This is a genomic window from Rhizobium sp. TRM95796 (assembly GCF_025779995.1).
In the GTDB taxonomy this organism is placed as follows: domain Bacteria; phylum Pseudomonadota; class Alphaproteobacteria; order Rhizobiales; family Rhizobiaceae; genus Rhizobium_E.
Window position 1 is genome coordinate 446,394 of the sequence record NZ_JAOXHE010000001.1, and the last position, 21,835, is coordinate 468,228.

Genomic DNA, 21,835 nt, shown 5'->3' on the forward strand with positions numbered 1-21,835 from the left:
ATTCTCAAAACCAATTTCCTCTGTTGATCAAGCCCAGTCGGATCAACTGATCCGGATTCTCATAGGCGACGCTCAGACCATCGCAATAGAAGACGGGGTCATTCGTATCGACATATTTTCGATACTCGGCGCTCGCGTTGTAATGTTCCTTGCGATGCATTTCCTCCTTGGCTTTCTCCTGCAGAGACGCCAGGAATTTGAAATGGAAGAGCGCGCCTGTAATGGCGGCGCGCCCGTCATTGCCGACCTTGTGCAGCCGGCGTGGACGAATGTCGTGCATGGAGCTTGTGTAGCGATAGGTCCATCGCCACCACACAACCGGAACCTTGTTGAGCGCCGGGGAGTATTCCGGGGACTTTTGGTTGTAGATGCGCATGCGTGGACCGCCGCGCGTATAGGTGTCGGTATCGACCCGAGCTTCCTGAATATACCCGTCGCGATCAAAATACGGGCAAACCTTGAATGGATCGTCGCCGGATGCGTAAAGCGCCTCGCTGAGCGGACCATTTCCGTATGCGTCCAGCATCACGCAATGCAGGGCGTCACGCTTTTCGTTTTTCATGAACTCGCCGAGATCGCGAAGATCGCGCGTCTCCATATTGGGATAAACGAGAAACTCGTCCGGGTCGACCGTGACGCATAGACGTCCGCATCCGTATCTCCGGAGAAGGTAGTTACACCATTCCATCCCAAAATTCGATGCGCGATAGCTGTCCGTCGTATGCCAGACGGACACATCCGTCTGGCCGCTCGCCCAGTCGAGAAGCCCGTCATTGGAATCGTTGTCGACGATCAGAAAATGCCGGACGCCGAGTTTGCGGTAATAATCGGTGAAAAACGGCAGACGAAACAGCTCGTTTCTCAGGCACGTCACCAGAATGATGTCGTTCTTCTTGAGAGCGGCGGTGTTGTCGACCGCCAGACGCAATTGCCGCCCAAATTTAAAAAGAGCCCAGTGGCGACCAAACTGGTTCTGGATAATCGTGCGTAAGCGGCTCATCTGTCATTTCCGTTACAAAAAGCGGGCAAGGATAGGGTTACATCGGAAAGGCGCGTCTCAGAATTTCCCACTTCCCTTCGCTTCCCAGAAAAGCACTTGTCATATGACGTTGCGGCGGCGCCAAGGACGACAGGATGTCCTCTTTGCTGACGGCTTGAAGGGCGGCATCGATTTTCGAAATATTCGCGCCGATGACGTCGCCCACTCGCCCATAGACGCCGGCGCTGATTTGTCGGAACTGCTCGTCGCTGGCGATCTGCTTTTCTCTGGCGCGCAGGAGTTGCTTGGCGATCTCGGTGCGCGCTTCCGGTCGCGAATGCGTGTCGATGGTTCTCCACAACCCGCGGAGCCCGGATCCGGTCTCTTCTGCTCCGAGCGCGGCAGCCCCTTGCGTGGAATTCGCACAGAGCAACCAGAATAGCAGCCAGGCCTCGTCGGAGGCGCTCGACGGCGCGATCGGCAGCAGCATGCCGGCCCCGCTCTGCAACAGGGCGCGTTCGGCGATCGGGTGCTCACCCGGGCATAGTTCGAACACCAGCGGAGATGCGCAGCGGCTCAGAATGCGCGAAAAATAGTTTCCGCCATCGAAATTCCGGATCTCCACATCATCCGGCGTCAATCCTTGAAAATCGTTCACGCCCGGGCCGAAATCCACCTTTTCCGGATGCATGATGCGACCCAGCACCGTCAGATCGGTATTGGCCCGCAGCAAGGCGGAGATCTGCGCGGTGAACACCGGAGGCCCGTACAGGACAGCGTAGGGTTGCTGGCAATATGCGAGTGTGGCGGCCAATCCCTTGCGCCCCAACTGGTGAAACAGACTGGGTCCGTTCGCCTCCGACTTCGGCAATTCGGCGAGGAGACGATCAGTCCGAAGCGGAAACCCACCGCGCGCCGGTATATGCGGAGTGGGTTCGGCGGCAGGCTGAAGGGCCACGTCGCGAAAATGTTCGCGCAAAGCCAGCGCGCGTCCCCCGATCTTGCGGGCAAAGAAAAAGGGAAGATCCTCCAGAATGCCCTGATGGTCATTCAGAAACACGAAGGGCTTTCCCCAGTCATTGAATTCGAAGAACGTCAGGGTGCGATCGGAAATCTTGTCGTTCGGCGTAAAACGATACGCCATCGTTTGAAAGAAGGACTCGTCCGGTATCCAGGTATCCTTGAAAAACCGGTATACCGACTTGCGTTTGTCAACGAAGTCCAGAATCTTTTCGCAAAGTTTCCAACTCAGGCACCACCACTGCGATCCCCAACGCGGCTCAAGGCCCCGCGGGAAACGTCGTTTTGGCATAATCGCTCTCTGGATCAGATAGCTCCAGTGAAACAACTTGTAGTTTCGCTGAAAATTGAAGATGTGCCTGTATTGATACCGCTCATGCCGCAACCCGCCCTTTATCCAGCTTTCATCACGGCTTTCGATGAACTCCATATTCGGATGGCGGTCCAGAAAATTGGACAATTCGGCGAGCGGACGGATCGGCATGCACGCGCCGCTGATCAGCATGATGCGATCGCAATCGATTTTCGCCGACCTGATATAGCGCAATGCGCGCATCGGAGCTTCTACCAGGCTGAAGTCGCCCCAACCGCATTTCACGCGGTTTTTCAGAACATGCACCTGATCATTGTCGGCAAATCGGGACAAGAGTTTTGCAAATTCGGTTTTCGACGAATTGCGATCATAATGGATCACAACATGACAATCATTCTTCCATGACACCAACAACGCGGCGAGATCGCCGACCTGTTCCGCGTTTTCGTGCGCCAATACAACAAACGCCAGTTTTGCCATTATGTCTCACTCACTTATGCTGTCATGAGCATTTTTTATCGAGCGTGGATATAACCAATGAACACCCGATCGCAAACATATATGTTCAATTTAATCGATGTAGCGCGGCAGACGGCAACGATAAGATCGCCGGCCGTCGCCTGATCCGGCTTCTGATCCTCGACCGGCGCGCGCCCATGCGACGCTCATGCTTTCGGCGACCATCCGAGTCGAACATCTCCTCGGCTCCGCACGGGTTCTCGTTACACCAGGAACGAGACGCCCTCGACATTCTTGGCGATGTCTGCGAGATCCTCTGCATACTTCTTTTGAAATCCTGCTGTTTCCTCTTGAGAAAGGGGTTTGTAAGCCGGGTATAACTCACCGCGCGGGAAGTTGATCGCCAGGACCTGCAGCATCCTGCGATGCTCCTTTCCTTCCAGGACGGTTCCGAGAGCCCTGTAAGCGTCCATCGCAATCTGCGAAAACGACTCCCGCACGCTTTCATCCTTGTTGTTCAATTCGTCGGCGTCGAAACCGATCATGTGAGAGACGATCTCGTGCTCCGACTCTCTGAATTTGGCGAAATCCCAGACAAAAATTCGCGATTTCGGTGAACCGCTTCGGACGTCGCGGACCACTTGGGTCCAGTTGAAGCCGGATTTGCGGAACGTGTCCATGAAGGTTTCGAATTCGATGAATTTCTGGTGACGCAGATATTCGCAATACATCGACACCACGAATGCGGAATATTCCCTCAGCGAGAGATAGATATCGGGCGCTTCTACGTTGAGGTTCTCGACCACCAGTTTCAGCCGAGAGGCAATATCGGGGTAGAAGTTCCCCTTCTTCACCAACTCACCGGCCATGCCCAGAATGTTCTCTTCAGAAATGAGCACGTCGCCCGCGGCGGCCGTCTCAGCCATCTGGGAAATAAAGGCGGTATTTTCTTTCTTGTTGCCATAGACCAGCGGCGTGAAAGACTTTCGCAATTGTTCAAGTTTGTAAAAATGCAGATCATGCCGCTTCAGAATGCCGCGATTCTGCGCGAACTTTCTCTGAATATATGTCGTCGCGGTTTTGTGCGCTCCGAGATGCAGCACTGTCCTGGGCATGAGCCAACTCCCTGTAATACCAATGCTCCTGTAGCCCTCGCGCATATTGGTTTCAAGCGGCCCGAAGGGGGCGGCAGGTGGATTATTTCACACTCGTTCAAAAAAAGCCGCGCCTTTTCAGGGGCGCGGCAGGCGAGCATGGCCGGATGAGCCGGCTGATCATGCTGGAGAGATCGTGGCGCCCGGAAGGAACCGGGCGCAAGCTTTATTCGCCGCCGCCCAAAGCGTGGACATAGACTGCGAGCTGCTTGATCGTGGCGTCCGAGAGACGGCCGCCCCAGGCGGGCATCATGCCGTGTTTCGGCGCATTGACCTGACGGATGATAGCGTCTTCGCCTTCGCCTTTCAGCCATATGGCGTCGGCGAGGTTCGGCGCGCCGAATTCGCGATTGCCCTCAGCGTTTTCGCCGTGGCAGGAAGCGCAATTGTCCGCGAACAGCTGCTTGCCCGGCTCGACCATGCCCGCATCGGCCGGCGTGCCGGTGAGGCTGACCACATAGGCCGCGACCTGCTTGATCTCCTGCGGCTGCAGCATTTCGGCGAAGGCCGGCATTTCCGACGTGCGGCTGTCCGGATCGTCCGAACGGATGCCATGCTGGATCGTGGCGTAGATGTCGTCGATCTTGCCGCCCCACAGCCAGTCATTGTCGTTGAGATTGGGGAAGCCCGGCCCGCCCTGGGCGCCCGAACCATGGCAAGGGGCGCAGTTCACCTTGAAGGCGGCGGCGCCGCCGTTCATGGCGAATTCGTTGAGCGCGGCGTCCTTCGGAATGTCGGCGACCGGCATCGCCGTGATCTTGTCGAGGAACACCTTCTGTCCCTCCGCCGCCACGCTCACTTCCTGGGCGAGGTCTTCACGGCTGGAATAGCCGAGCACGCCGCGAGTTGCGTCGCTGAGCAGCGGCCAGGCCGGGAAAGCGATCGTATAGCCGATGGCCCAGACGATCGTCGCGTAGAAGGTGTACACCCACCAGCGCGGCATCGGGTTGTTGAGTTCCTTGATGCCGTCCCATTCATGGCCGGTGGTCTCGACGCCCGAGAGTTCGTCGATATGTTTCTCTGCCATTGTTCAATCCTCCTTGAGAGGGATAAGCGCGGCCTCGTCGGCGTGTTTCTTCGCGCCGGGCCGAAAGATGAAGACGATCGCCGCGGCGAAGAAGGCCAGCATGGCCAGCATTCCCCAACTGTCGGCGAAGGCGCGCATGGCTTCGTAGGTTTCCATGTCCGTCCCTCCTCAGCGATAGCCCGAGGCGTCGTTATAGGTGGAGAAGTCGACCAGCGAGCCGAGCATCTGGAGATAGGCGACGAGAGCGTCCATCTCGGTCAGCTTGGCGGGATCGCCGTCGAAATCGCCGACCTTCGCCTTGGGATAGCGGGCCAGCAGGCCGGCCGTATCCGCATTGGGATCAGCTTGCGCCTTGAAGTCGTCCACAGCCTTGTCCAGCATTTCCGACGTATAGGGCACGCCCACGGTCGCGTTGGCCTGGAGGTTTGCGGTGACGTTGAGGTCCTTCACGTCGAGTTCGGTCGTCTTGAGATAGGAATAGCTCGGCATGATCGATTCCGGCACCACGTCGCGCGGTTCGGTCAGGTGCTGCACATGCCATTCGTTGGAGTAACGGCCGCCGACGCGGGCGAGATCCGGGCCTGTGCGCTTGGAGCCCCACTGGAAGGGATGGTCGTACATCGATTCCGCCGCCAGGCTGTAATGGCCGTAGCGTTCGACCTCGTCGCGGAACGGACGGATCATCTGGCTGTGACAGACATAGCAGCCTTCACGGATATAGATGTTGCGTCCCGCCAATTCGAGCGGGGTGTAGGGGCGCATCCCCTCCACCTTTTCGATCGTGTTCTCGAGATAGAACAGCGGCGCGATTTCCACGATGCCGCCGATGGTGACGACGAGCAGCGAGCCGACCAGGAGAAGCGTGGCGTTTTTCTCGAGGATTGCGTGTTTATCAAGCAAAGCCATGAGTGTGCTCCCTTACTCGGCCGGAACGGCCGCAGGCATGGCGCCCGGAAGCGGCGCTTCCTTGCGTTCGTAGCCCTTGATTGTCATGAAGATGTTGAAGCCCATCAGCAGCGAGCCGCCGAGATAGAGCAGGCCGGCGAGCACGCGCAGCACGTAGTAGGGGAACATGGCGGCGACCGATTCCGCGAAGGAATAGACCAGGAAGCCCTGCTCGTTATACTCGCGCCACATCAGGCCCTGCTGAATGCCGGCGACCCAAAGGGCGGCGGCGTAGATCACGATGCCGATCGTGGCCAGCCAGAAGTGCCAGTTGACGAGACGCAGGCTGTAGAGGCGCTGACGGTTCCACAGCTTGGGCGTCAGATAGTAGATGGCGCCGAAGGTGATCATGCCGACCCAGCCGAGCGCGCCGGAATGCACGTGGCCGATGGTCCATTCGGTATAGTGGCTGAGCGAGTTGACCGCTTTGATCGACATCATAGGGCCTTCGAAGGTCGACATGCCGTAGAAGGCGATGGCCATGACCATCATGCGGATGATCGGGTCGGTGCGGATCTTGTCCCAGGCGCCCGACAGCGTCATCAGGCCGTTGATCATGCCGCCCCAGGAGGGCATCCACAGCATGATCGAGAACACCATGCCCAGCGTCTGCGCCCAGTCCGGCAGCGCCGTGTAGTGCAGGTGATGGGGGCCGGCCCAGATATACATGAAGATCAGCGCCCAGAAGTGGATGATCGACAGCCGGTAGGAATAGACAGGACGGTTCGCCTGCTTGGGCACGAAATAATACATCATGCCGAGGAAGCCTGCGGTGAGGAAGAAGCCGACGGCGTTATGGCCGTACCACCATTGCGTCAACGCGTCCTGCACGCCGGCGAAGACCGGATAGGATTTCACGCCGAGGAACGACACCGGCATGGCGAGATTGTTCACCACATGCAGCATCGCGATCGTCACGATGAAGGAGAGATAGAACCAGTTGGCCACATAGATATGCGGCTCCTTGCGGATCAGCAGCGTGCCGAGGAAGACGATGAGGTAACAGACCCAGACGATCGTCAACCACAGATCGACATACCATTCGGGCTCGGCATATTCCTTACCCTGGGTGATGCCGAGCAGATAGCCGGTGGCGGCCATCACGATGAAAAGCTGGTAGCCCCAGAATACGAACCAGGCGAGGTTGCCGCCGAACAGGCGGACGCGGTTGGTGCGCTGGACCACGTAGAAGGAAGTCGCAAGCAACGCGTTGCCGCCGAAGGCGAAGATGACGGCGGAGGTGTGCAGCGGGCGCGTGCGGCCGAAATTCAGCCAGGGCTCGATGTTGAGATCGGGAAAGGCGAGCTGCAGCGCCACGACGACGCCGACCAGAAAGCCGACAATGCCCCAGAAGGTGGTGGCGACGACGCCGTAGCGCACCACGCCATCCATATATTCGGTTTTCGCCTGCGCGGCGGAGACCGGCGCCGCCGTCGCGAATTTCGCGTGGCGAAGCAGAAGTACCGTTCCCAGAGCAAGCGATATGAACGCGACGAACATATGCTGCTGGAACAGGTGGTCCTGGGCGAACCCGGCAGCGAGAAGCGCCAGGAAGGCGCCCAGCGCCACAAGTATCGTTTCGAGTGTGTAGTTCATTGTTGGCATCCCCCAACGTCCCTGAAATCCTTCGTCCGCAACCGGACCAAGACGCAGAGGAGCCCAAAGACAAAGATTCCTCTGCGGTCCCTCGACACATCTCAGGTAGGGGCAAAAGCAGCCTTGATCTGAATCAAGGCTTATTCGGCTTTTTCGAGCGATTGTGGATATACGCGACAATGCCCGAGGAATAACCGACATGCCCGAAACGATCCGTCAAAATGCCGGACCCGGCGCCGTCTCAAATCCGGACGCCGCGCATCTGCCTCTCGATTGGTGGTTGAATGCCCATCAGGAGCAATTGCACCTTTGCGCGGAACTGGAGCAGATCGCCGATTCCCTCCCCGCCAGCGTCAATCGTCAAAAATGCATCTATGCGGCAAAGGCGTTGGGACCGATGATAAAGGGGCTGCACCACTACGAAGAAAACGTGCTGTTTCCGGCGCTTGAGACGCGCGGCCTGCCCGGCGATCTCGCCAAAACCCTGGCCCGTCTGAAATTCGAGCATTTCGAGGACGAGTGTTTTGCCGAGGAACTGGCGGAGCGGTTGCTGCTGCTCGGGGCCGGCGGCAGCGAGATCAACATGGAGGCCACCGGCTATATGCTGCGGGGCTTCTTCGAAGCCGTCCGGCGCCACATCGCCTTCGAACGCGAGCATCTCATCGACAAACTCGACACTGTCGGGCTGGAAAAGGCCGGCTGATCCGGGCGATGAAAGTCCCCGGCGACTGGAGGGCAGGCCGGAGACTTTCGTGGAGACCGTCCAGGGAAAGACGGACATGACGTATTGAGGTTCTCGGGCGACATTCGGGAGGCTTGCAGGGATAAGCCGCGCATGACGCCGCAGGAAATGGAGCGAGGATGCCTATCGCCTACGTCACGAGTATTACTTAGCATACTCACGTTCCGTCTCACAACCGTGCAAATTTGATCGCAACTGAATCAGAGACGCGCTGCCTCCACATAGCCACCGAACCAAATCGGCCGAGACGAGGCCGTCGAGGGTTTTCCTCTTCGGAACAGCAATCGATCTAGGCGAAAACGGACCAGCCGGTGCGTCGGGCAAGATAGTCCAGCGCGCGGGTGCCGGTGGCCGAATTGCCGTTCTCGTTGAGCCCCGGAGCCCAGACCGCGATCGCCGCCTTGCCGGGCGCGATGCAGAGGATGCCGCCGCCGACGCCGCTCTTGCCGGGAAGGCCGACATGGAAGGCGAAATCCCCCGAGGCGTCGTAATGGCCGCAGGTCATCATCAGCGCATTGATGCGGCGGGCTCGTTCGGCCGATACCGCATTCGGCCCCCTGGGCGACATCCGGCCGCTGCTGGCGAGGTAAAGCCCGGCGCGCGCGAGTTGGACGCAGGACATCGCCAGAGCGCATTGATGGTAATAGACGCCCAGCGTCTTCTCCACCGGATTATGAATATTACCGAACGAATACATATAGTTGGCGAGGGCGGCGTTACGGAATCCGGTCATCTGTTCCGACCGCGCCACCTCGGCGTCGATATAGATCGACTCGTCATCGGCAAGGCCGCGGACGAAGCTCAGGATCTCGCCCAGGGTTTCCCGCGGCTGATGGCCGGACAGCAGCGTGTCGGCAACCACGATCGCGCCGGCATTAATGAAGGGATTGCGGGGGATGCCATGCTCGTTTTCGAGTTGCACGATCGAATTGAAGGCCGTCCCCGACGGTTCGCGGCCGACCCGCTTCCAAAGCCCCTCGCCCACGCGTCCCAAGGCCAGGGTCAAGGTGAAGACCTTCGAGATGCTCTGAATGGAGAAGATGTCCTCGGCGTCGCCGATCGTATGGACCGAGCCGTCCAACGTAACGATGGCCATGCCGAACTTTCTCGGATCGACCTTGGCGAGCGCCGGAATGTAGTCGGCGACCTTGCCCTCGCCGATATGAGGGGCGACATCTCGATACACGGCGGACAGAATATCGTCGATCTGCAACGTCTTTTCTCCGAAAAACAGCGTCGGATTCCGCTTCTAAAGCATATTGCCGCAAAGTGGGAACGCGTTTTGCGATCCTGCCGAAAACTCGCATCTCACGATGCGCCGACGAACTGTCAGTGTTCGGTTGCCGGCATGGTGCGCATGAGCACCATCACCCCCATGGCCTTGTCGCCATCCAGTTCGAAGGGCTTGATGTCGAAAACGACATGGTCGAGCCGGAAGCCGGCGGTCGAAACGCCCTCGTTGAAGGCCTTGTCGATATAGGCCGACAAAAGATGATAATCGCCGGCGGCGCAGAAGAACTCCGCCAAGGACGCGCCGACGCATTCTTCGGGTTTGCAGCCGTAGCGGGCGCAAAAATCCCTGTTGGCGAAGACGAGCTTACGATCACGGCCCACCAGCAGCACGCTGTCCGGCAATTGATCGAGCAGCGCCTGATTGATCTTGCCGCTTGCGCGCAGGGCGTCGCGAAACTTGCCGGTCGAGGCGTTCTGGCGGGCGCGATCGCGGAACATCCTGTCGAGCACCTGCATCATGGCGCTGGCCTTGTCGAGCACGCTGGCGCGGTCGCCTTCGTCATCGCGCAGCAATTCGCATATCGCACGCAACTGCTGGTAGTGCTCTTCCGGGCATTGGCCCACGTCCCAGAGAACCTGGCGGATCATGGGTTGAATTTCGCCGTCGAGTTTTTCGACGAGGTCATCCTCGCCGAGCGCGACCGCTCGCGACAACTGCCTGCATTTATGACGAAGCGTATCTATCAGAGATTGCAACTTCGCTCTCCCTATCTCATCCTTCCGGCGAACACGGTACAATCGCAGGCTTATGCGCCTTTTTATCTTTTACGCGGCGCGTCTGTAAAGTTTCATATACGGGTATTTGCACGCACCGGATCAACCGCCTTGTTTTTCAATCCACTTTTTCTGGGTGGACCGGCATTTCCGCCAAATTTCGCGATCTTTTGCCGCCGGAGATCGGCGGCGTCGCGATTCCTCGGGGCTATTTCTCACACAGCGGCGGAATGCCGTCCGCGGCCCTGGGCCAAATAGGCGTCGAAATATGCCGCGATCGACCGCACGAAGGGCCGCGCCTCATCGGACACCACGAAATGGTCGCCGTCGAGGGCCACATGTCCATCGGCATCGGCCGCGACCAGCGCCTGCGCCTCCGCCAATATCGTGCCGGCCGCCGAACCGAACCGCCTCGACAGGTCGGAAAAGGACAACGCGTAGTCGCACATCAGCCGCTCTATGACATAGGCGCGCAGGCGGTCGTCATCGCTGAAGGCCACGCCGCGCACCGTCGTCAAGGCTCCGTCGAGCGTCTGTTTCTGATAGACGCCGGTGGCGGGGTTGTTTTGGACATAGCCCTGCGGCAGCTTGCCGATCGACGATGCGCCGAGACCGATCAAAGCGGTGGCCCCTTCATCGGTATAGCCCTGGAAGTTGCGAGCGAGCCTGCCCTCCCGCATCGCTCTCTCGAGCGGATCGCCGGGGCGGGCGAAATGGTCGATGCCGATCGGAACATAGCCCGCTTCGCGCAACATGGCGGCCGCCTTGTTCATCAGGCGGTAACGCAGGGCGGATCCCGGCAGCGACGTCTCGTCGATCATCGTCTGATGCTTCTTCATCCACGGCACATGCGCATAGCCGAACAGCGCGATGCGTTCGGGGTTGAGATAGATGATGTCTTCGACGGTTTCCGAAAGCGTTTCCAGCGTCTGATGCGGCAGGCCATACACGATATCGCAGTTCAGCGACCTGACGCCGCGTTTGCGAACCTCCTCGACCACGCTGCGCGTCTGCGCAAAGGTCTGGATGCGATTGATCGCCTGCTGGACCTTGTGGGCGAAATCCTGGACGCCCAGGCTCGCGCGCGTCATGCCGATCGCCGCCAGCGCATCGTAGCGCGCATGATCGAGATCGTTCGGGTCCATCTCGACGCTGATCTCGGCGTCCGGTCCGAAAGAGAACGCCGCTGAAAGCCGAGACTTGAGTTCGATCATGTCCTCCGGCGCCAGCATGGTGGGCGAACCGCCGCCGAGATGCAGCGCAGTGACCCGCGCCCTGGGCGAGACGAGCGCGCCCACCATCGCGATTTCGCGATAGAGCGCGTCGAGATAGGCCCGTACGGGCTCGTATTTCTGCGTCTGCTTGGTGTGGCAGGCGCAGAACCAACAGAGCCTGTCGCAATAGGGAATGTGGACATAGAGCGAAACGGTGTCGTTCTCGCCGAGCGCGCCTAGCCATGACGCATAGGTGGATGGACCGATGCCTTCGTGGAAATGCGGCGCGGTTGGATAGGACGTGTAGCGGGGCACGTTTCCGGAATACTTGCTGAGAAGATGCTGGGCCATGGGGTCCTCCATGGCTTTCACCCTAGTTCCGTCGCTTGCGCCGAACTTTGATCTCAATCAATTCACGCATCCGAAAATTTACATATCGTCAAGTTCAGAAACAAAACGAACGACGGAACATTGGTCGCATTTCGCGAGAATATTTGGACCGCTATAAATTCGGAAGACAAACGGGTCGAGGGCGATGGACAATCCGCGTAGGGACATTCACAATTCAGAAATTCCGGTGGTTTGCCGGTCCTGCGAGGCGCGCCATGGCGGCGTTTGCGGGGCCATGAATGCGCAGCAACTGGCCGAACTGAGCAAATACACGACGCGCAAGAAGCTGGCTTCGGGCGCTGAACTCCAGGGCCAGGGCGAGAAGATCGCCGCCTACGCCAATATTCTCAAGGGCGTGGTGAAACTGACGAAAATGCTCGCGGATGGCCGCCAGCAGATCGTCGGGCTGCAATTCGCCCCCGACTTTCTCGGCCGGCCCTTTTCCACCGAAAGCAGCCTGACGGCCGAAGCCGCCACAGAAAGCGAAATCTGCTCCATGCCCAAGGCGGTGCTCGACCGCCTCGTCGCCGGCTCTCCCGAGCTCGAACATCGGCTCCACAATCAGGCGCTGGCCGAACTCGACGAAGCCCGCGACTGGATGCTGACGCTCGGGCGCAAGACGGCGCAGGAAAAGGTGGCGAGCTTCCTCTATATGATCGCCACCCATTTCGACCCCGAAAACCTCGATGAGACGAGCTTCGACCTGCCGCTGTCGCGCGCAGACATCGCCGATTTCCTCGGTCTGACCATCGAGACCGTCAGTCGTCAGATGACCAAACTGCGCGGCGACGGCGTCATTCAGGTGGAAAACAACCGCCATGTCACCGTGCCCGACATGGATCGTCTGGCCGAAGTCGCGGGCATGGATGTCTGACCGGCGTCAGACCATGAGCATGATGAGCAACGCCAGCGCGGCGACCGCCACATTGAACAATGTGCAGGCCGACGCATAAACGCCGAGCGCCTCGTCGATTTCCTTGGCGTCGATATCGCGGCGGCCGGCGCCGTTTTGCAGGGGTTCGGAGACGGTTTCGCCGGCATAGACGCGTGGTCCGGCCAGCGCCACGTCGATCGCCCCCGCCATGGCCGATTCGGGCCAGCCGGAATTGGGCGACCGATGCAGGCCGGAATCCGAGAAGGCCGTCGTCAGCGAACGCCGCGCCGCCCGCGGACCGGCCTGGAAGAAGGCGGCGGCGGCGATCAACAGCGCAGACAGCCGGGCGGCCGGCCAGTTGGCGAGATCGTCGAGCCGGGCCGACGCCCAGCCGAATTGCAGGTATCGCGGCGTCTTGTGGCCGATCATCGAATCGGCGGTGTTGAGCATCTTGTAGGCGAAGATGCCCGGCAGGCCGAATATGGCGTAATAGAGCGCCGGCGCGATGACGCCGTCGGAGAAATTCTCCGCCAGGGTTTCGATCGCCGCGCGAGAGACGCCGGCGCGATCAAGGCGATTTGGATCGCGGCCGACGATCATCGCCACCGCCTTGCGTCCACCCTCGATGCCATCGGCGCGCAAGCCGACGGCGACGGCGGCGACATGATCCGACAGGCTCTTTTGCGCCAAAAGCACGGCGACGATTAGCACTTCGAAGATCACGCCGAACGGGCCGAGCGCCATTAGCAGCCGATGAAAGAACCAGCCGACAAGAACGCTGCCGAACAGAAGCGCAACGATGGTCAGCACGCCATAGGAGCGGCGGTCGCGATCATTGAGCCCCTTGCCGTTGAACTGCTTCTCGAAAAAGGAAATCGCCTTGCCGAAGACGACGACCGGATGCGGCAGCTTCGCCCAGAGCCAGTGCGGATCGCCGACCAATCGGTCGAGCGTCAGCGCGACCGCCAGCATGATCAATGTAAGCATCTATCCCTCGAAGGAGGCGAGCGCCTTGGCCAGCCTCCGGTCCCCTTCCTCATCCGGCGCAAGTCCGATCCGCAGCCAGTCGGCGGCGTAATCGAACTTGCGGACCAATATATGAGACCGGGCGAGATGTTCAAAGAGAGCGGACGCATTTTCGTGGATAACGGTCTGGAACAGATCAGTGCCCCCGACGCGACCGAGGCCTGCGTCATCGAGAACCGCCGACAACGCCGCCGAACGTTGTTCAATCGCCTCCGCCACGGCGCCGCCATCGCCCGCCATTAGCTCAGCGGCGAGATGCAGGGCCGGGCCGGACACCGCCCAGGGGCCGAGCTCGGCCTCGACGAATTCGAGCGTATCGGGACGGGCGAACACGAAGCCGAGCCTAACCCCCGCCAGCCCGAAGAACTTTCCGAACGATCGGCTGACAGTGACATTGCGCGTCTTCGGCGCGAAGCCCGCGAGCGTCGCCTCCGGACGGGAGTCGCCGAAGGCTTCGTCGACATGCAGCCGCGCCCCCTGCCCTTCGAGCCGGCGCGCCAGATCCCGAAGTTCGCCGGCGTCATGGAGACGACCGGTCGGATTGTTGGGATTGACGACGATCACCAACCCGTGCTCGGGCCGCAACTCCGCCAAGTCGGCGATCGCCTCGACCGCGAAGCCGGCGCGGCGGAAACAAAGCCCATATTCGCCATAGGTCGGCGAGAGAACGGCGATCGGACGCCCGGCCGGCGCGAGACGCGGCAGGATCTGGATCAGCGCCTGCGTGCCGGGAACGGCGAGCGGCAAGCCGGCCTCGTCGCTATCCGCCTCGACGCCGCGCAGATACCAGGCGCGCGCCGCCGCTCGCGCCCGGTCGATCAGGTCCGCATCCGGCAACCGGTTCCAGACCCGGGTCGGAATCCCTGGGATGTGAGGCGGGTTGGGGTTGATACCCGTCGAGAGATCGAGCCAGTCGCAGGGATCGCCGCCATAGACCCGCGCCGCCGCCGCGATGGCGCCGCCATGCAGAATGCGCGCCATGGCTCAACCGCTCCCGAGATCGATGAGATGCATATAGGAGCCGGAAACATTGCCCCGCGCCAGCCCGACCGCGCCGAGATCGGCTCCTTCGGCGTCGCTCACCGCAAACAGCCTGTCGGCCTCGCCCTCGTGCGCGGCCTTCGAATAGTGGAATTCATGGGCGTTGAAGCGCACGCCCGCAAAAGGGCCTGCCAGCGCCATCGCCCGCCGATAGCCGAGATGCCGCTTGCGCTCCGCAAAGGTGGTGACCAGCGGCAGCAGGCCGAGCATCTCGTGCCGGCGCCCCCCAGCGTCGATCAATTCGTCTCCCAAGGCCATATAGCCGCCGCACTCGCCATAAATCACCGCGCCCGCCGCCGCACGCGTGGCCATGCCGATTTTGAAGCGCGAGGCGTCCGCCAGCCGTCCCGCATGCAGTTCGGGATAACCGCCGGGCAGATAGACGGCGTCGGCGTCTTCCGCCGGCGCTTCATCCCCGAGCGGCGAGAAAAACCTGATATCCGCGCCTTGCGCCCGCCAGCCGTCGAGAAGATGAGGATAGGAGAAGGCGAAAGCTTCGTCCCGCGCCACCGCGATCCGCTGTCCGAGCGGCGGGATGCGGCAGACGACCGTCTCGCGCGCCATTGTCGGCCGCGCGGCGAGCTTCAGCAGCGCATCCACATCGATCCGCTCGGCGACGCGTTCGGCGGCATAGTCCATGAAGGCGTCGATTTCGCCGATTTCGCCGGCCTGCACCAGGCCGAGATGCCGCTCCGGCAGACTGAGCCTCTTATCGGACGGCATGACGCCGAGAATGGGGATGTCGAGCCCCTCAAGACCGTTGCGCAGCAGTCTTTCATGCCGAGGACTGCCGACCCGGTTGAGGATCAGGCCGGAAATCCTGATGTCCGGGTCATGCGTCGCGTAACCGCGCACCAGCGCCCCGACCGATTGCGACATGCGCCCGCAATCGACCACGAACACCACATTCAGTCCCAGCAGTTTGGCGAGATGGGCGGGAGAGCCGACGCCGTCGGCGGCGCTGTCGAACAGGCCCATCATCGCCTCGATGATCAGCGGTCCCGACAACGCCTGCTGGCGCAACAGCTCGGGCCGCATCGCCCAGGGATCGAAATTGACGCAAGGGCCATCGGATGCGATAGCATGGAAAGCGGGGTCGATATAATCGGGGCCGGCCTTGCCGGCATTCACCGCCACGCCCCGGCGCTTGAGCGCTCGGAGCAGGCCGAAGGTGATCGTCGTCTTGCCCGATCCCGACGACGGCGCCGCGATCAGCAGACCGCTCATGCGGGATCTTTCAAACCGACAGGCCCGAGCGGATCTCCGACGAGACTGCGGCCAGTCATCGCGCCCAGCCAATCCAGCCCGCCGCGCAGCCGCACGACTTCGCCCAGCACGATGATCGCAGGCGGTTCGATGCCATTGGCCTTGATGACGCCGTCGGCATTGGCGAGCGTGGTTTCATACACGGTCTGCTGGGCGGTGGCGGCGTTGCAGACGATCGCCAGGGGCTCCAGCGGCTTGCGGCCGGCGGCGATCAGCTTGCGGGCGATTTCGGCCATATGCTTCATCGCCATATACATGACGATCACGGGCGAGCCGCGCCCGACCGCTTCCCAATCGATCCTGTCGGGCACGATGCCCGAGGAATCATGACCGGTGAGAAAAGTGACGGTGTGGTTGACCTCGCGATGGGTGACAGGAATGCCGGCATAAGCGAGCCCGCCGATCCCTGCTGTCACGCCCGGCACGATGCGGAAGGAGACGCCGTGATCCACCAGCGTCAGCGCCTCTTCGCCGCCGCGTCCGAACACGAAGGGATCGCCACCCTTCAGGCGCAGCACGCGCTTGCCCTGTTTGGCGAGATCGACGAGACGAAGGGAAATGTCGCGCTGCTTGGCCGACGGCTTGCCGCCGCGCTTGCCGGCATATTCGAGTTCGGCGCCGGCATGGGCGAATTTGAGGCAGGATTCGTCGACCAGAGCGTCATAGACGATCACATCGGCCTCGCGCAGCGCCTTGACGGCGAGCAGCGTCAAAAGGCCGGGATCGCCCGGACCGGCGCCCGTGAGCCAGACGGTTCCGGGCAGGAATGCCGGCAAATGCGAAAAGAGTTCGTCCATCCCTGCTTCCTAAGCCGCCACGAAGCCATTTGCAATCGAGCCGCCGTCATTGAACCGTCACATGGGCCGCGCCCGCATATCTCTCCACACTAACGCGTTCACGCCCGCGCCGCCTAGCCCCTTTGCGACAGTCCGTTCGTCGTTCACGCAACAGGAGGAGGTGTGACGTTTTCAGGTGGAGTGGAAGAAGGGTGATTCCGGATAAAAAGATACTCTGATAAGCGACTGATTTACTGAGCTTTTAGCGCCTGTCGTGCGCCGCCCCTCATCCGGCTGACGCCACCTTCTCCCCGCATCGCGGGGCGAAGGGCGATTGAAGCAATGTCGGCGCTCCACCCTCCTTCTCCCCGCGATGCGGGGAGAAGGTCCCGGCAGGGGGATGAGGGGCGGAGCACACCATTACGAGGAAAAGAGCGGAGCCGCAGACGCTTCCCCGCCCCTGCAATCAACGACGAACCAGCGTCTCGCAGACCAGGGTCATCGCGCCTTCCGCATCGATGCCGACGCAGCCGAGCTGGCTTTTCTGGCCGTCCCAGGCGCTCGGGCCAAAGCCCATGCCGTCGGGTTTCTGCATGGTCTTGCCTTCGCCGAGACCTTCGGTGAAAACGCGGACGACGCCGGAGCGGGTGGCGAACAATTCAGGCGCCACGACATAGAGGCAGGCGCAGGTGTCGTGCACCACCATCGAATCCTTGAAGTGGCCGTCGTAGAAATCGATGTAGAACTGGCTGAGACGATCGAGCAGCTTGACGGCGTCGTCGCCCTGGCTGGCGAGGTCGCCGAGTTGGCTGCGGCTCATCACCATCTTCAATGTCACGTCGAGCGGCACGAGCACGACATCCCACGGCGCGATCATCACGGCGTCGGCGGCGGCGGCGTCGCCGTGGATATTGGCCTCGGCGGCCGGCGTGATATTGCCCGGCACGTCGAGCGCGCCGCCCATGATCACCACCTCCTTGACGAGGCCGGCGATTTCCGGCGCCTTCTTCAGCGCATTGGCGAGATTGGTCATGCGTCCCACCGCCACCAGCGTCACTTCGCCGGGATGCGCCTTGATCGTCTCGATGATGAAATCGTCGGCCGCGCGCGGGTCGAGCGGAACGTCCGTCACGTCGGGAACGCCGATATTGCCGAGCCCGTCGTCGCCATGGATATGCTTGGGATAGGGATGAACCTCTTCGCCCGGCATATATTTGACGCCAGACCCCTTTGCCACCGGCGCGGCGATATTCCATTCGCGCTTGAGATAAAGGGCGTTGCGGGTGGTGGTTTCGATCGAAGCGTTGCCGAAAGTGGTGGTCACGCCGATCAAATCGATGTCGGGATGCCGCTCCAGGAAGAGCAGCGCCATCGCGTCGTCGACGCCCGGATCCGTATCGAAAATCACCTTATGCATGGCTCGCCTCTTTCTTTCAGTGTGGACGAGGCGAGCATTGGCAAAGGGCGGGGCAAAACGCCAGCATTTTTTACCAATCAGTCAAAAGACTGCGCGATCGCCAACGTCACCCGGCGCATCAGCCGCTTTTCGACCAGAAGGCCCCCGGTTTCGCCGGCCTGAGCCAGAGCCGCCGCTTCTGCGACGCCATGACAGCCCATCAGCCGGTAGATCGTTTCGGAAGGATTTTTGAGCCGCGGCGTCTCCCGCTCCAGCCGTTCGGCTGGAAAGAGGGTCACCGGCTTGCCGATCAGCGCCCCGATCCGAGCGACCGCCGGGTGTTGAGATCTCCGGTCGATGGTGCCGGCGCCGGACAGATCGGCGACCGTGAAACCCGTGCCGTCCAGAAGCGCGGCGATGGCGTCCACCGCATCTTCATTGCCGGCGGCTTCCGACAGGCCGAAACCGAGCCAGAGCCGCGCCGCCATGTCAGGCCGATGCCCCAGGCGATACAGGCGGCACCCGCTGCGGCCGCAACGCGTCGCGATCAGCCTGATAGCGCGCCCTCAGCGCCTTGGCCATGTCGTCGGGCATGACCAGCTTCGGCGAACGGGAGAAGCGTTCGAGAGGAAGGAGCCCATAGCGCCGCCCGATCTGGTGAATGCGCGCCCGCCAGCGCGGGCTCGGCGAAATGCGCGTGGCGATTTCGCTCCAGCGCCGGTAGCGTTCCACCATGCCGGCGCCGATGGAGATGTTCTTGTTGGGCAATTCGCGGCCTCTGTCGCCGAGCGCCGCCATCACATCCGGGAACATCGCCCGGAGAAAGCCGATCGGATCGGCGATCATGTCGGCATGATCGAAAATGCCGACGCGGCCGGGCTCGAAATGACGGCGCAGCGCGGAAACGGGCGCCGCCCAGTTCATGCCCTTGAAATCATAGCCGTGCAGGAAATCCGAAAATCGCATGGCGCTGCCCATGCGCACCTGTTGCACATACCAGGACGGCAGGAAGCCCGCGTAGTCGCGGATCACGAAACGCACGTCGACATCGTAATCCTGCAGCGCCAGATGCAGCCGCTCGGCCCGCTCCTCGGCGCTTTCATAGAATTTCCGCCTCGGCCCCATAAAGGGTTTGCCGAGCAGGTTCTCGTTGGAGATGATCAGCGTATGGCAGCCGGTCTCGGCGCGGATCTTTTCGATCACTTCGCCGATATGAAAGCGATAGGCCTGATTGTCGTTTTCCGGCTTCGACATTTCGCCGAGCAGGATGCGGACATCGTCCTTGACCCGCTTCTTGCGCGACACGGCGGGACAATAGAATCCCTTTTCCAGAAGCAGCGGCCGGTTGGCGTAGAGCAGGTGCTGGAAACTCGTGGATCCCGTCTTGGGCGCCCCGCAATGCAGGATGATCCTGGCCTTCATTCAGATAGTCTTTCCTATTCCAGTGTGGCGCTTTTGACACCGGTCAGGCGGCGGGGTCAAGAGAAAGCCGGTTTCCTCCTCAGTCAGGGTGAACGCGCTTGAAACGGATCGACGCGGGTGGCATGGGTCGACCTGTCACAGGATGTCCACTTTGCCCGAAATCACGCTCGCCCTTCTCGCCTTCCTCTTCGCCGCAGCCTTCCTCGCAGGCTTCATCGACGCCATCGCCGGCGGCGGCGGCATGATCACCGTGCCGGCGATGTTGATCGCCGGATTTCCGCCGATCGAGACGCTCGGCACCAACAAGCTGCAATCGCTGTTCGGCTCGGGTTCGGCGACTTTGGCTTATGCGCGCGGCGGACATGTCGAACTGAAGACGCAATTGCCGATGGCGTTGATGTCCGCGCTGGGGGCGGCGCTCGGCGCCGTGCTCACCACCTTCATCCCGGGTGATGTGCTCAAGGCGCTGATGCCCGTGTTGCTGATCGCCATCGCCCTCTATTTCGGTTTCAAGCCGAGGATCAGCGACGAGGATCGTCACAGCCGCATCACGCCCTTCCTGTTCGGCCTCGCCATCGTGCCGCTGATCGGCTTTTATGACGGCGTGTTCGGGCCGGGCACCGGCTCTTTTTTCATGCTGGCCTTCGTGACGCTGGCCGGTTTCGGCTTGCTGAAGGCGACCGCGCATACGAAGATGCTGAACTTCGCCTCCAATATCGGCGCCTTCCTCGTCTTCACCATCTCCGGCGTCATTTCCTGGAAGACCGGCCTGGTGATGGGCGCCGGTCAGTTTCTCGGCGCTCAGGTCGGCTCGAAACTCGCCATGAAGAACGGCGCGAAAATCATCAAGCCGCTGCTCGTCGTCACCTGTATCGCGCTGGCGGTGAAGCTGCTGTCCGACCCCGCCAATCCTGTGAGGGTTTGGCTGGCGTTATAACGACCGGGACGGCTTCGGCGTCCCGCGCCGGCCGGCCTGTGGACAACCGTCAGAACTCCACGCCCTGCTGCCCCTTGATGCCCGAGCGGAACGGATGCTTGATCAGCTCCATCTCCGTGACGAGATCGGCGATCTCGATCAACTCGTCCTTGGCGTTGCGGCCCGTCAGCACGACATGGCACATCGGCGGCTTTTCGTTGGTGAGGAACTCCACCACCTCGGCGATGTCGATATAGTCGTAGCGGATGGCGATGTTGATCTCGTCGAGCAGCACCATGGATTTCTCGCCCGAGGAAATCAGCTCCTTGGCCTTCGCCCAGGCCCTCTGCGCATGCGCCACGTCGCGGGCGCGGTCCTGCGTTTCCCAGGTGAAGCCCTCGCCCATGGTGTGGAACTCGCAGATGTCGGAGAAATGCGCCTCGATCAGGTCGCGCTCGCCGGTCGCCCAGGCGCCCTTGATGAACTGGATGACAGCGCAGGGCATCTTGTGGGCGATGTGGCGGAAGATCATCCCGAAACCGGCGGTCGACTTGCCCTTGCCTTTGCCGGTGTTGACGATGATCAGTCCCTTCTCGCCGCTTTTGGCGGCCATGATCTTGTCGCGCGCCGCCTTCTTCTTGGCCATTTTTTCGGCATGGCGGGCGTCGTCTTGGGGAGCGGTGGTTTCGGAAGGGGTCTCGGTCAATGCTTTTTCTTTCCAATGTCCTGATAGTGCAGTCTGCAGGAAATAATGGTGAGCGCTTGTTCGTCACCCTTTCCACCAAACGAATAGATCAGCCGATGCTCCGAAGTAACACGCCGGGACCAATACCCGCTTAGTTCACCGCGAAGCGGTTCTGGTTTGCCGATTCCGGCAAATGGGGAACGAACACAATCTTTGATGAGCGCGTTGATCCGGTGCGCGACATCACGGTCCGCTTCCTGCCAATGGACATAATCGGCCCAGCCGCTTTCGGTCCATTGGATCTTGGTCATTGCTCTACCGGGATGAGATCCCTGACTAAAACCTTGCCGGCTTCCGCTTCAGCAATAGAATCACGCAGCCTTTGAGCATTGACAGGATTGGACAGCAGGTGAATGGTCTCAGCCATGCTCGCATATTCATCCTCCGCGAGGATGACGACAGCCTTGCCTTTCCCACGGGTGACGAAGAGCGGCGCCCGACTGTCTTCCACTTCATCGAGATGAGCTGCGAGATTCTGTCGGAATTCGCTGACATTGATATGCGCCATTTTGAAATCTCCTTCGTAC

The 21,835-nt window shown here is 60.9% G+C and carries 23 protein-coding genes; 3 read left to right on the plus strand and 20 right to left on the minus strand.

Annotation, left to right across the window (positions count from 1 at the left end; translation table 11 throughout):
• Positions 1-4: 4 nt before the first annotated feature.
• From OCK01_RS02180 to ccoN, 7 genes are all read right to left on the minus strand, one after another.
• The gene (locus tag OCK01_RS02180; RefSeq protein ID WP_263822495.1) at positions 5-1,000 is read right to left on the minus strand and encodes a glycosyltransferase family 2 protein; all 996 of its coding nucleotides are present in this window, start codon (positions 998-1,000) and stop codon (positions 5-7) included.
• Positions 1,001-1,037: 37 nt separating this feature from the next.
• Positions 1,038-2,792 (minus strand): beta-1,6-N-acetylglucosaminyltransferase, encoded by a 1,755-nt coding sequence (locus OCK01_RS02185; protein ID WP_263822496.1) that lies wholly within the window; start codon positions 2,790-2,792, stop codon positions 1,038-1,040.
• A gap of 242 nt (positions 2,793-3,034) precedes the next feature.
• Positions 3,035-3,886 (minus strand): hypothetical protein, encoded by an 852-nt coding sequence (locus OCK01_RS02190; protein WP_263822497.1) that lies wholly within the window; start codon positions 3,884-3,886, stop codon positions 3,035-3,037.
• A 205-nt stretch (positions 3,887-4,091) separates the two neighbouring features.
• Positions 4,092-4,952, minus strand: a complete 861-nt coding sequence (gene ccoP, locus OCK01_RS02195; protein ID WP_263822498.1) for a cytochrome-c oxidase, cbb3-type subunit III — start codon at positions 4,950-4,952, stop codon at positions 4,092-4,094.
• A 3-nt stretch (positions 4,953-4,955) separates the two neighbouring features.
• Positions 4,956-5,108 carry a cbb3-type cytochrome c oxidase subunit 3 gene (locus OCK01_RS02200; protein WP_137157394.1) on the minus strand — a complete coding sequence of 51 codons (153 nt, stop codon included), beginning with the start codon at positions 5,106-5,108 and terminating at the stop codon, positions 4,956-4,958.
• Between the two features lie 12 nt (positions 5,109-5,120).
• Positions 5,121-5,858, minus strand: a complete 738-nt coding sequence (ccoO, locus tag OCK01_RS02205) for a cytochrome-c oxidase, cbb3-type subunit II (protein WP_263822499.1) — start codon at positions 5,856-5,858, stop codon at positions 5,121-5,123.
• A gap of 12 nt (positions 5,859-5,870) precedes the next feature.
• Entirely contained in the window at positions 5,871-7,493 is a 1,623-nt protein-coding gene (ccoN, locus tag OCK01_RS02210; protein ID WP_263822500.1) for a cytochrome-c oxidase, cbb3-type subunit I, read from the minus strand.
• Between the two features lie 199 nt (positions 7,494-7,692).
• Between ccoN and OCK01_RS02215 the strand changes: the two genes are divergently transcribed.
• Positions 7,693-8,196: a hemerythrin domain-containing protein gene (locus OCK01_RS02215; RefSeq protein WP_263822501.1), complete on the plus strand. Its 504-nt coding sequence runs from the start codon at positions 7,693-7,695 to the stop codon at positions 8,194-8,196.
• Between the two features lie 328 nt (positions 8,197-8,524).
• Here the strand turns inward: OCK01_RS02215 and OCK01_RS02220 are convergent, their stop codons facing one another.
• The 3 genes from OCK01_RS02220 to hemN form a co-directional block, all read right to left on the minus strand.
• Positions 8,525-9,448 (minus strand): glutaminase, encoded by a 924-nt coding sequence (locus tag OCK01_RS02220; protein ID WP_263822502.1) that lies wholly within the window; start codon positions 9,446-9,448, stop codon positions 8,525-8,527.
• A 116-nt stretch (positions 9,449-9,564) separates the two neighbouring features.
• On the minus strand, positions 9,565-10,224 hold the full coding sequence (locus OCK01_RS02225) for a PAS domain-containing protein (RefSeq protein WP_182829170.1): 660 nt from the start codon (positions 10,222-10,224) through the stop codon (positions 9,565-9,567).
• A 233-nt stretch (positions 10,225-10,457) separates the two neighbouring features.
• Positions 10,458-11,807: an oxygen-independent coproporphyrinogen III oxidase gene (gene hemN, locus OCK01_RS02230; protein WP_263822503.1), complete on the minus strand. Its 1,350-nt coding sequence runs from the start codon at positions 11,805-11,807 to the stop codon at positions 10,458-10,460.
• Between the two features lie 184 nt (positions 11,808-11,991).
• Here hemN and OCK01_RS02235 point away from each other — a divergent pair, with 184 nt between their 5' ends.
• Positions 11,992-12,720: a Crp/Fnr family transcriptional regulator gene (locus tag OCK01_RS02235; protein ID WP_182829168.1), complete on the plus strand. Its 729-nt coding sequence runs from the start codon at positions 11,992-11,994 to the stop codon at positions 12,718-12,720.
• Between the two features lie 6 nt (positions 12,721-12,726).
• Here OCK01_RS02235 and cbiB read toward each other — a convergent pair whose 3' ends face one another.
• The 7 genes from cbiB to OCK01_RS02270 all read right to left on the minus strand — a co-directional run bounded on the left by cbiB (position 12,727) and on the right by OCK01_RS02270 (position 19,647).
• Complete coding sequence (gene cbiB, locus OCK01_RS02240) at positions 12,727-13,707, minus strand: adenosylcobinamide-phosphate synthase CbiB (RefSeq protein ID WP_263822504.1); 981 nt, start codon at positions 13,705-13,707, stop codon at positions 12,727-12,729.
• Positions 13,708-14,727, minus strand: coding sequence for a threonine-phosphate decarboxylase CobD (cobD, locus tag OCK01_RS02245; RefSeq protein WP_263822505.1), 1,020 nt, complete (start codon positions 14,725-14,727; stop codon positions 13,708-13,710).
• A gap of 3 nt (positions 14,728-14,730) precedes the next feature.
• Complete coding sequence (locus OCK01_RS02250) at positions 14,731-16,014, minus strand: cobyrinate a,c-diamide synthase (RefSeq protein WP_263822506.1); 1,284 nt, start codon at positions 16,012-16,014, stop codon at positions 14,731-14,733.
• Positions 16,011-16,850: a uroporphyrinogen-III C-methyltransferase gene (cobA, locus tag OCK01_RS02255; protein ID WP_263822507.1), complete on the minus strand. Its 840-nt coding sequence runs from the start codon at positions 16,848-16,850 to the stop codon at positions 16,011-16,013. The genes OCK01_RS02250 and cobA overlap by 4 nt, the downstream gene beginning before the upstream one ends.
• A gap of 445 nt (positions 16,851-17,295) precedes the next feature.
• Complete coding sequence (locus tag OCK01_RS02260) at positions 17,296-18,246, minus strand: nucleoside hydrolase (protein WP_263822508.1); 951 nt, start codon at positions 18,244-18,246, stop codon at positions 17,296-17,298.
• Positions 18,247-18,323: 77 nt separating this feature from the next.
• Positions 18,324-18,713, minus strand: a complete 390-nt coding sequence (locus OCK01_RS02265; RefSeq protein WP_263822509.1) for a cobalamin biosynthesis protein — start codon at positions 18,711-18,713, stop codon at positions 18,324-18,326.
• Position 18,714: 1 nt separating this feature from the next.
• Positions 18,715-19,647, minus strand: coding sequence for a hypothetical protein (locus OCK01_RS02270; protein ID WP_263822510.1), 933 nt, complete (start codon positions 19,645-19,647; stop codon positions 18,715-18,717).
• 142 nt (positions 19,648-19,789) lie between these two features.
• Here OCK01_RS02270 and OCK01_RS02275 point away from each other — a divergent pair, with 142 nt between their 5' ends.
• The gene (locus OCK01_RS02275) at positions 19,790-20,584 is read left to right on the plus strand and encodes a TSUP family transporter (protein ID WP_263822511.1); all 795 of its coding nucleotides are present in this window, start codon (positions 19,790-19,792) and stop codon (positions 20,582-20,584) included.
• 49 nt (positions 20,585-20,633) lie between these two features.
• Here OCK01_RS02275 and cobO read toward each other — a convergent pair whose 3' ends face one another.
• From cobO to OCK01_RS02290, 3 genes are read right to left on the minus strand one after another with little or no spacing between them, the layout of a single operon-like run.
• Complete coding sequence (cobO, locus tag OCK01_RS02280) at positions 20,634-21,269, minus strand: cob(I)yrinic acid a,c-diamide adenosyltransferase (protein WP_263822512.1); 636 nt, start codon at positions 21,267-21,269, stop codon at positions 20,634-20,636.
• Positions 21,266-21,559: a Txe/YoeB family addiction module toxin gene (locus OCK01_RS02285; protein ID WP_263822513.1), complete on the minus strand. Its 294-nt coding sequence runs from the start codon at positions 21,557-21,559 to the stop codon at positions 21,266-21,268. Before OCK01_RS02285 ends, cobO begins: the two co-directional genes overlap by 4 nt.
• A complete protein-coding gene (locus OCK01_RS02290) occupies positions 21,556-21,816 on the minus strand; it encodes a type II toxin-antitoxin system Phd/YefM family antitoxin (protein WP_263822514.1) in 261 nt (86 codons plus the stop codon). Before OCK01_RS02290 ends, OCK01_RS02285 begins: the two co-directional genes overlap by 4 nt.
• Positions 21,817-21,835: the final 19 nt, after the last annotated feature.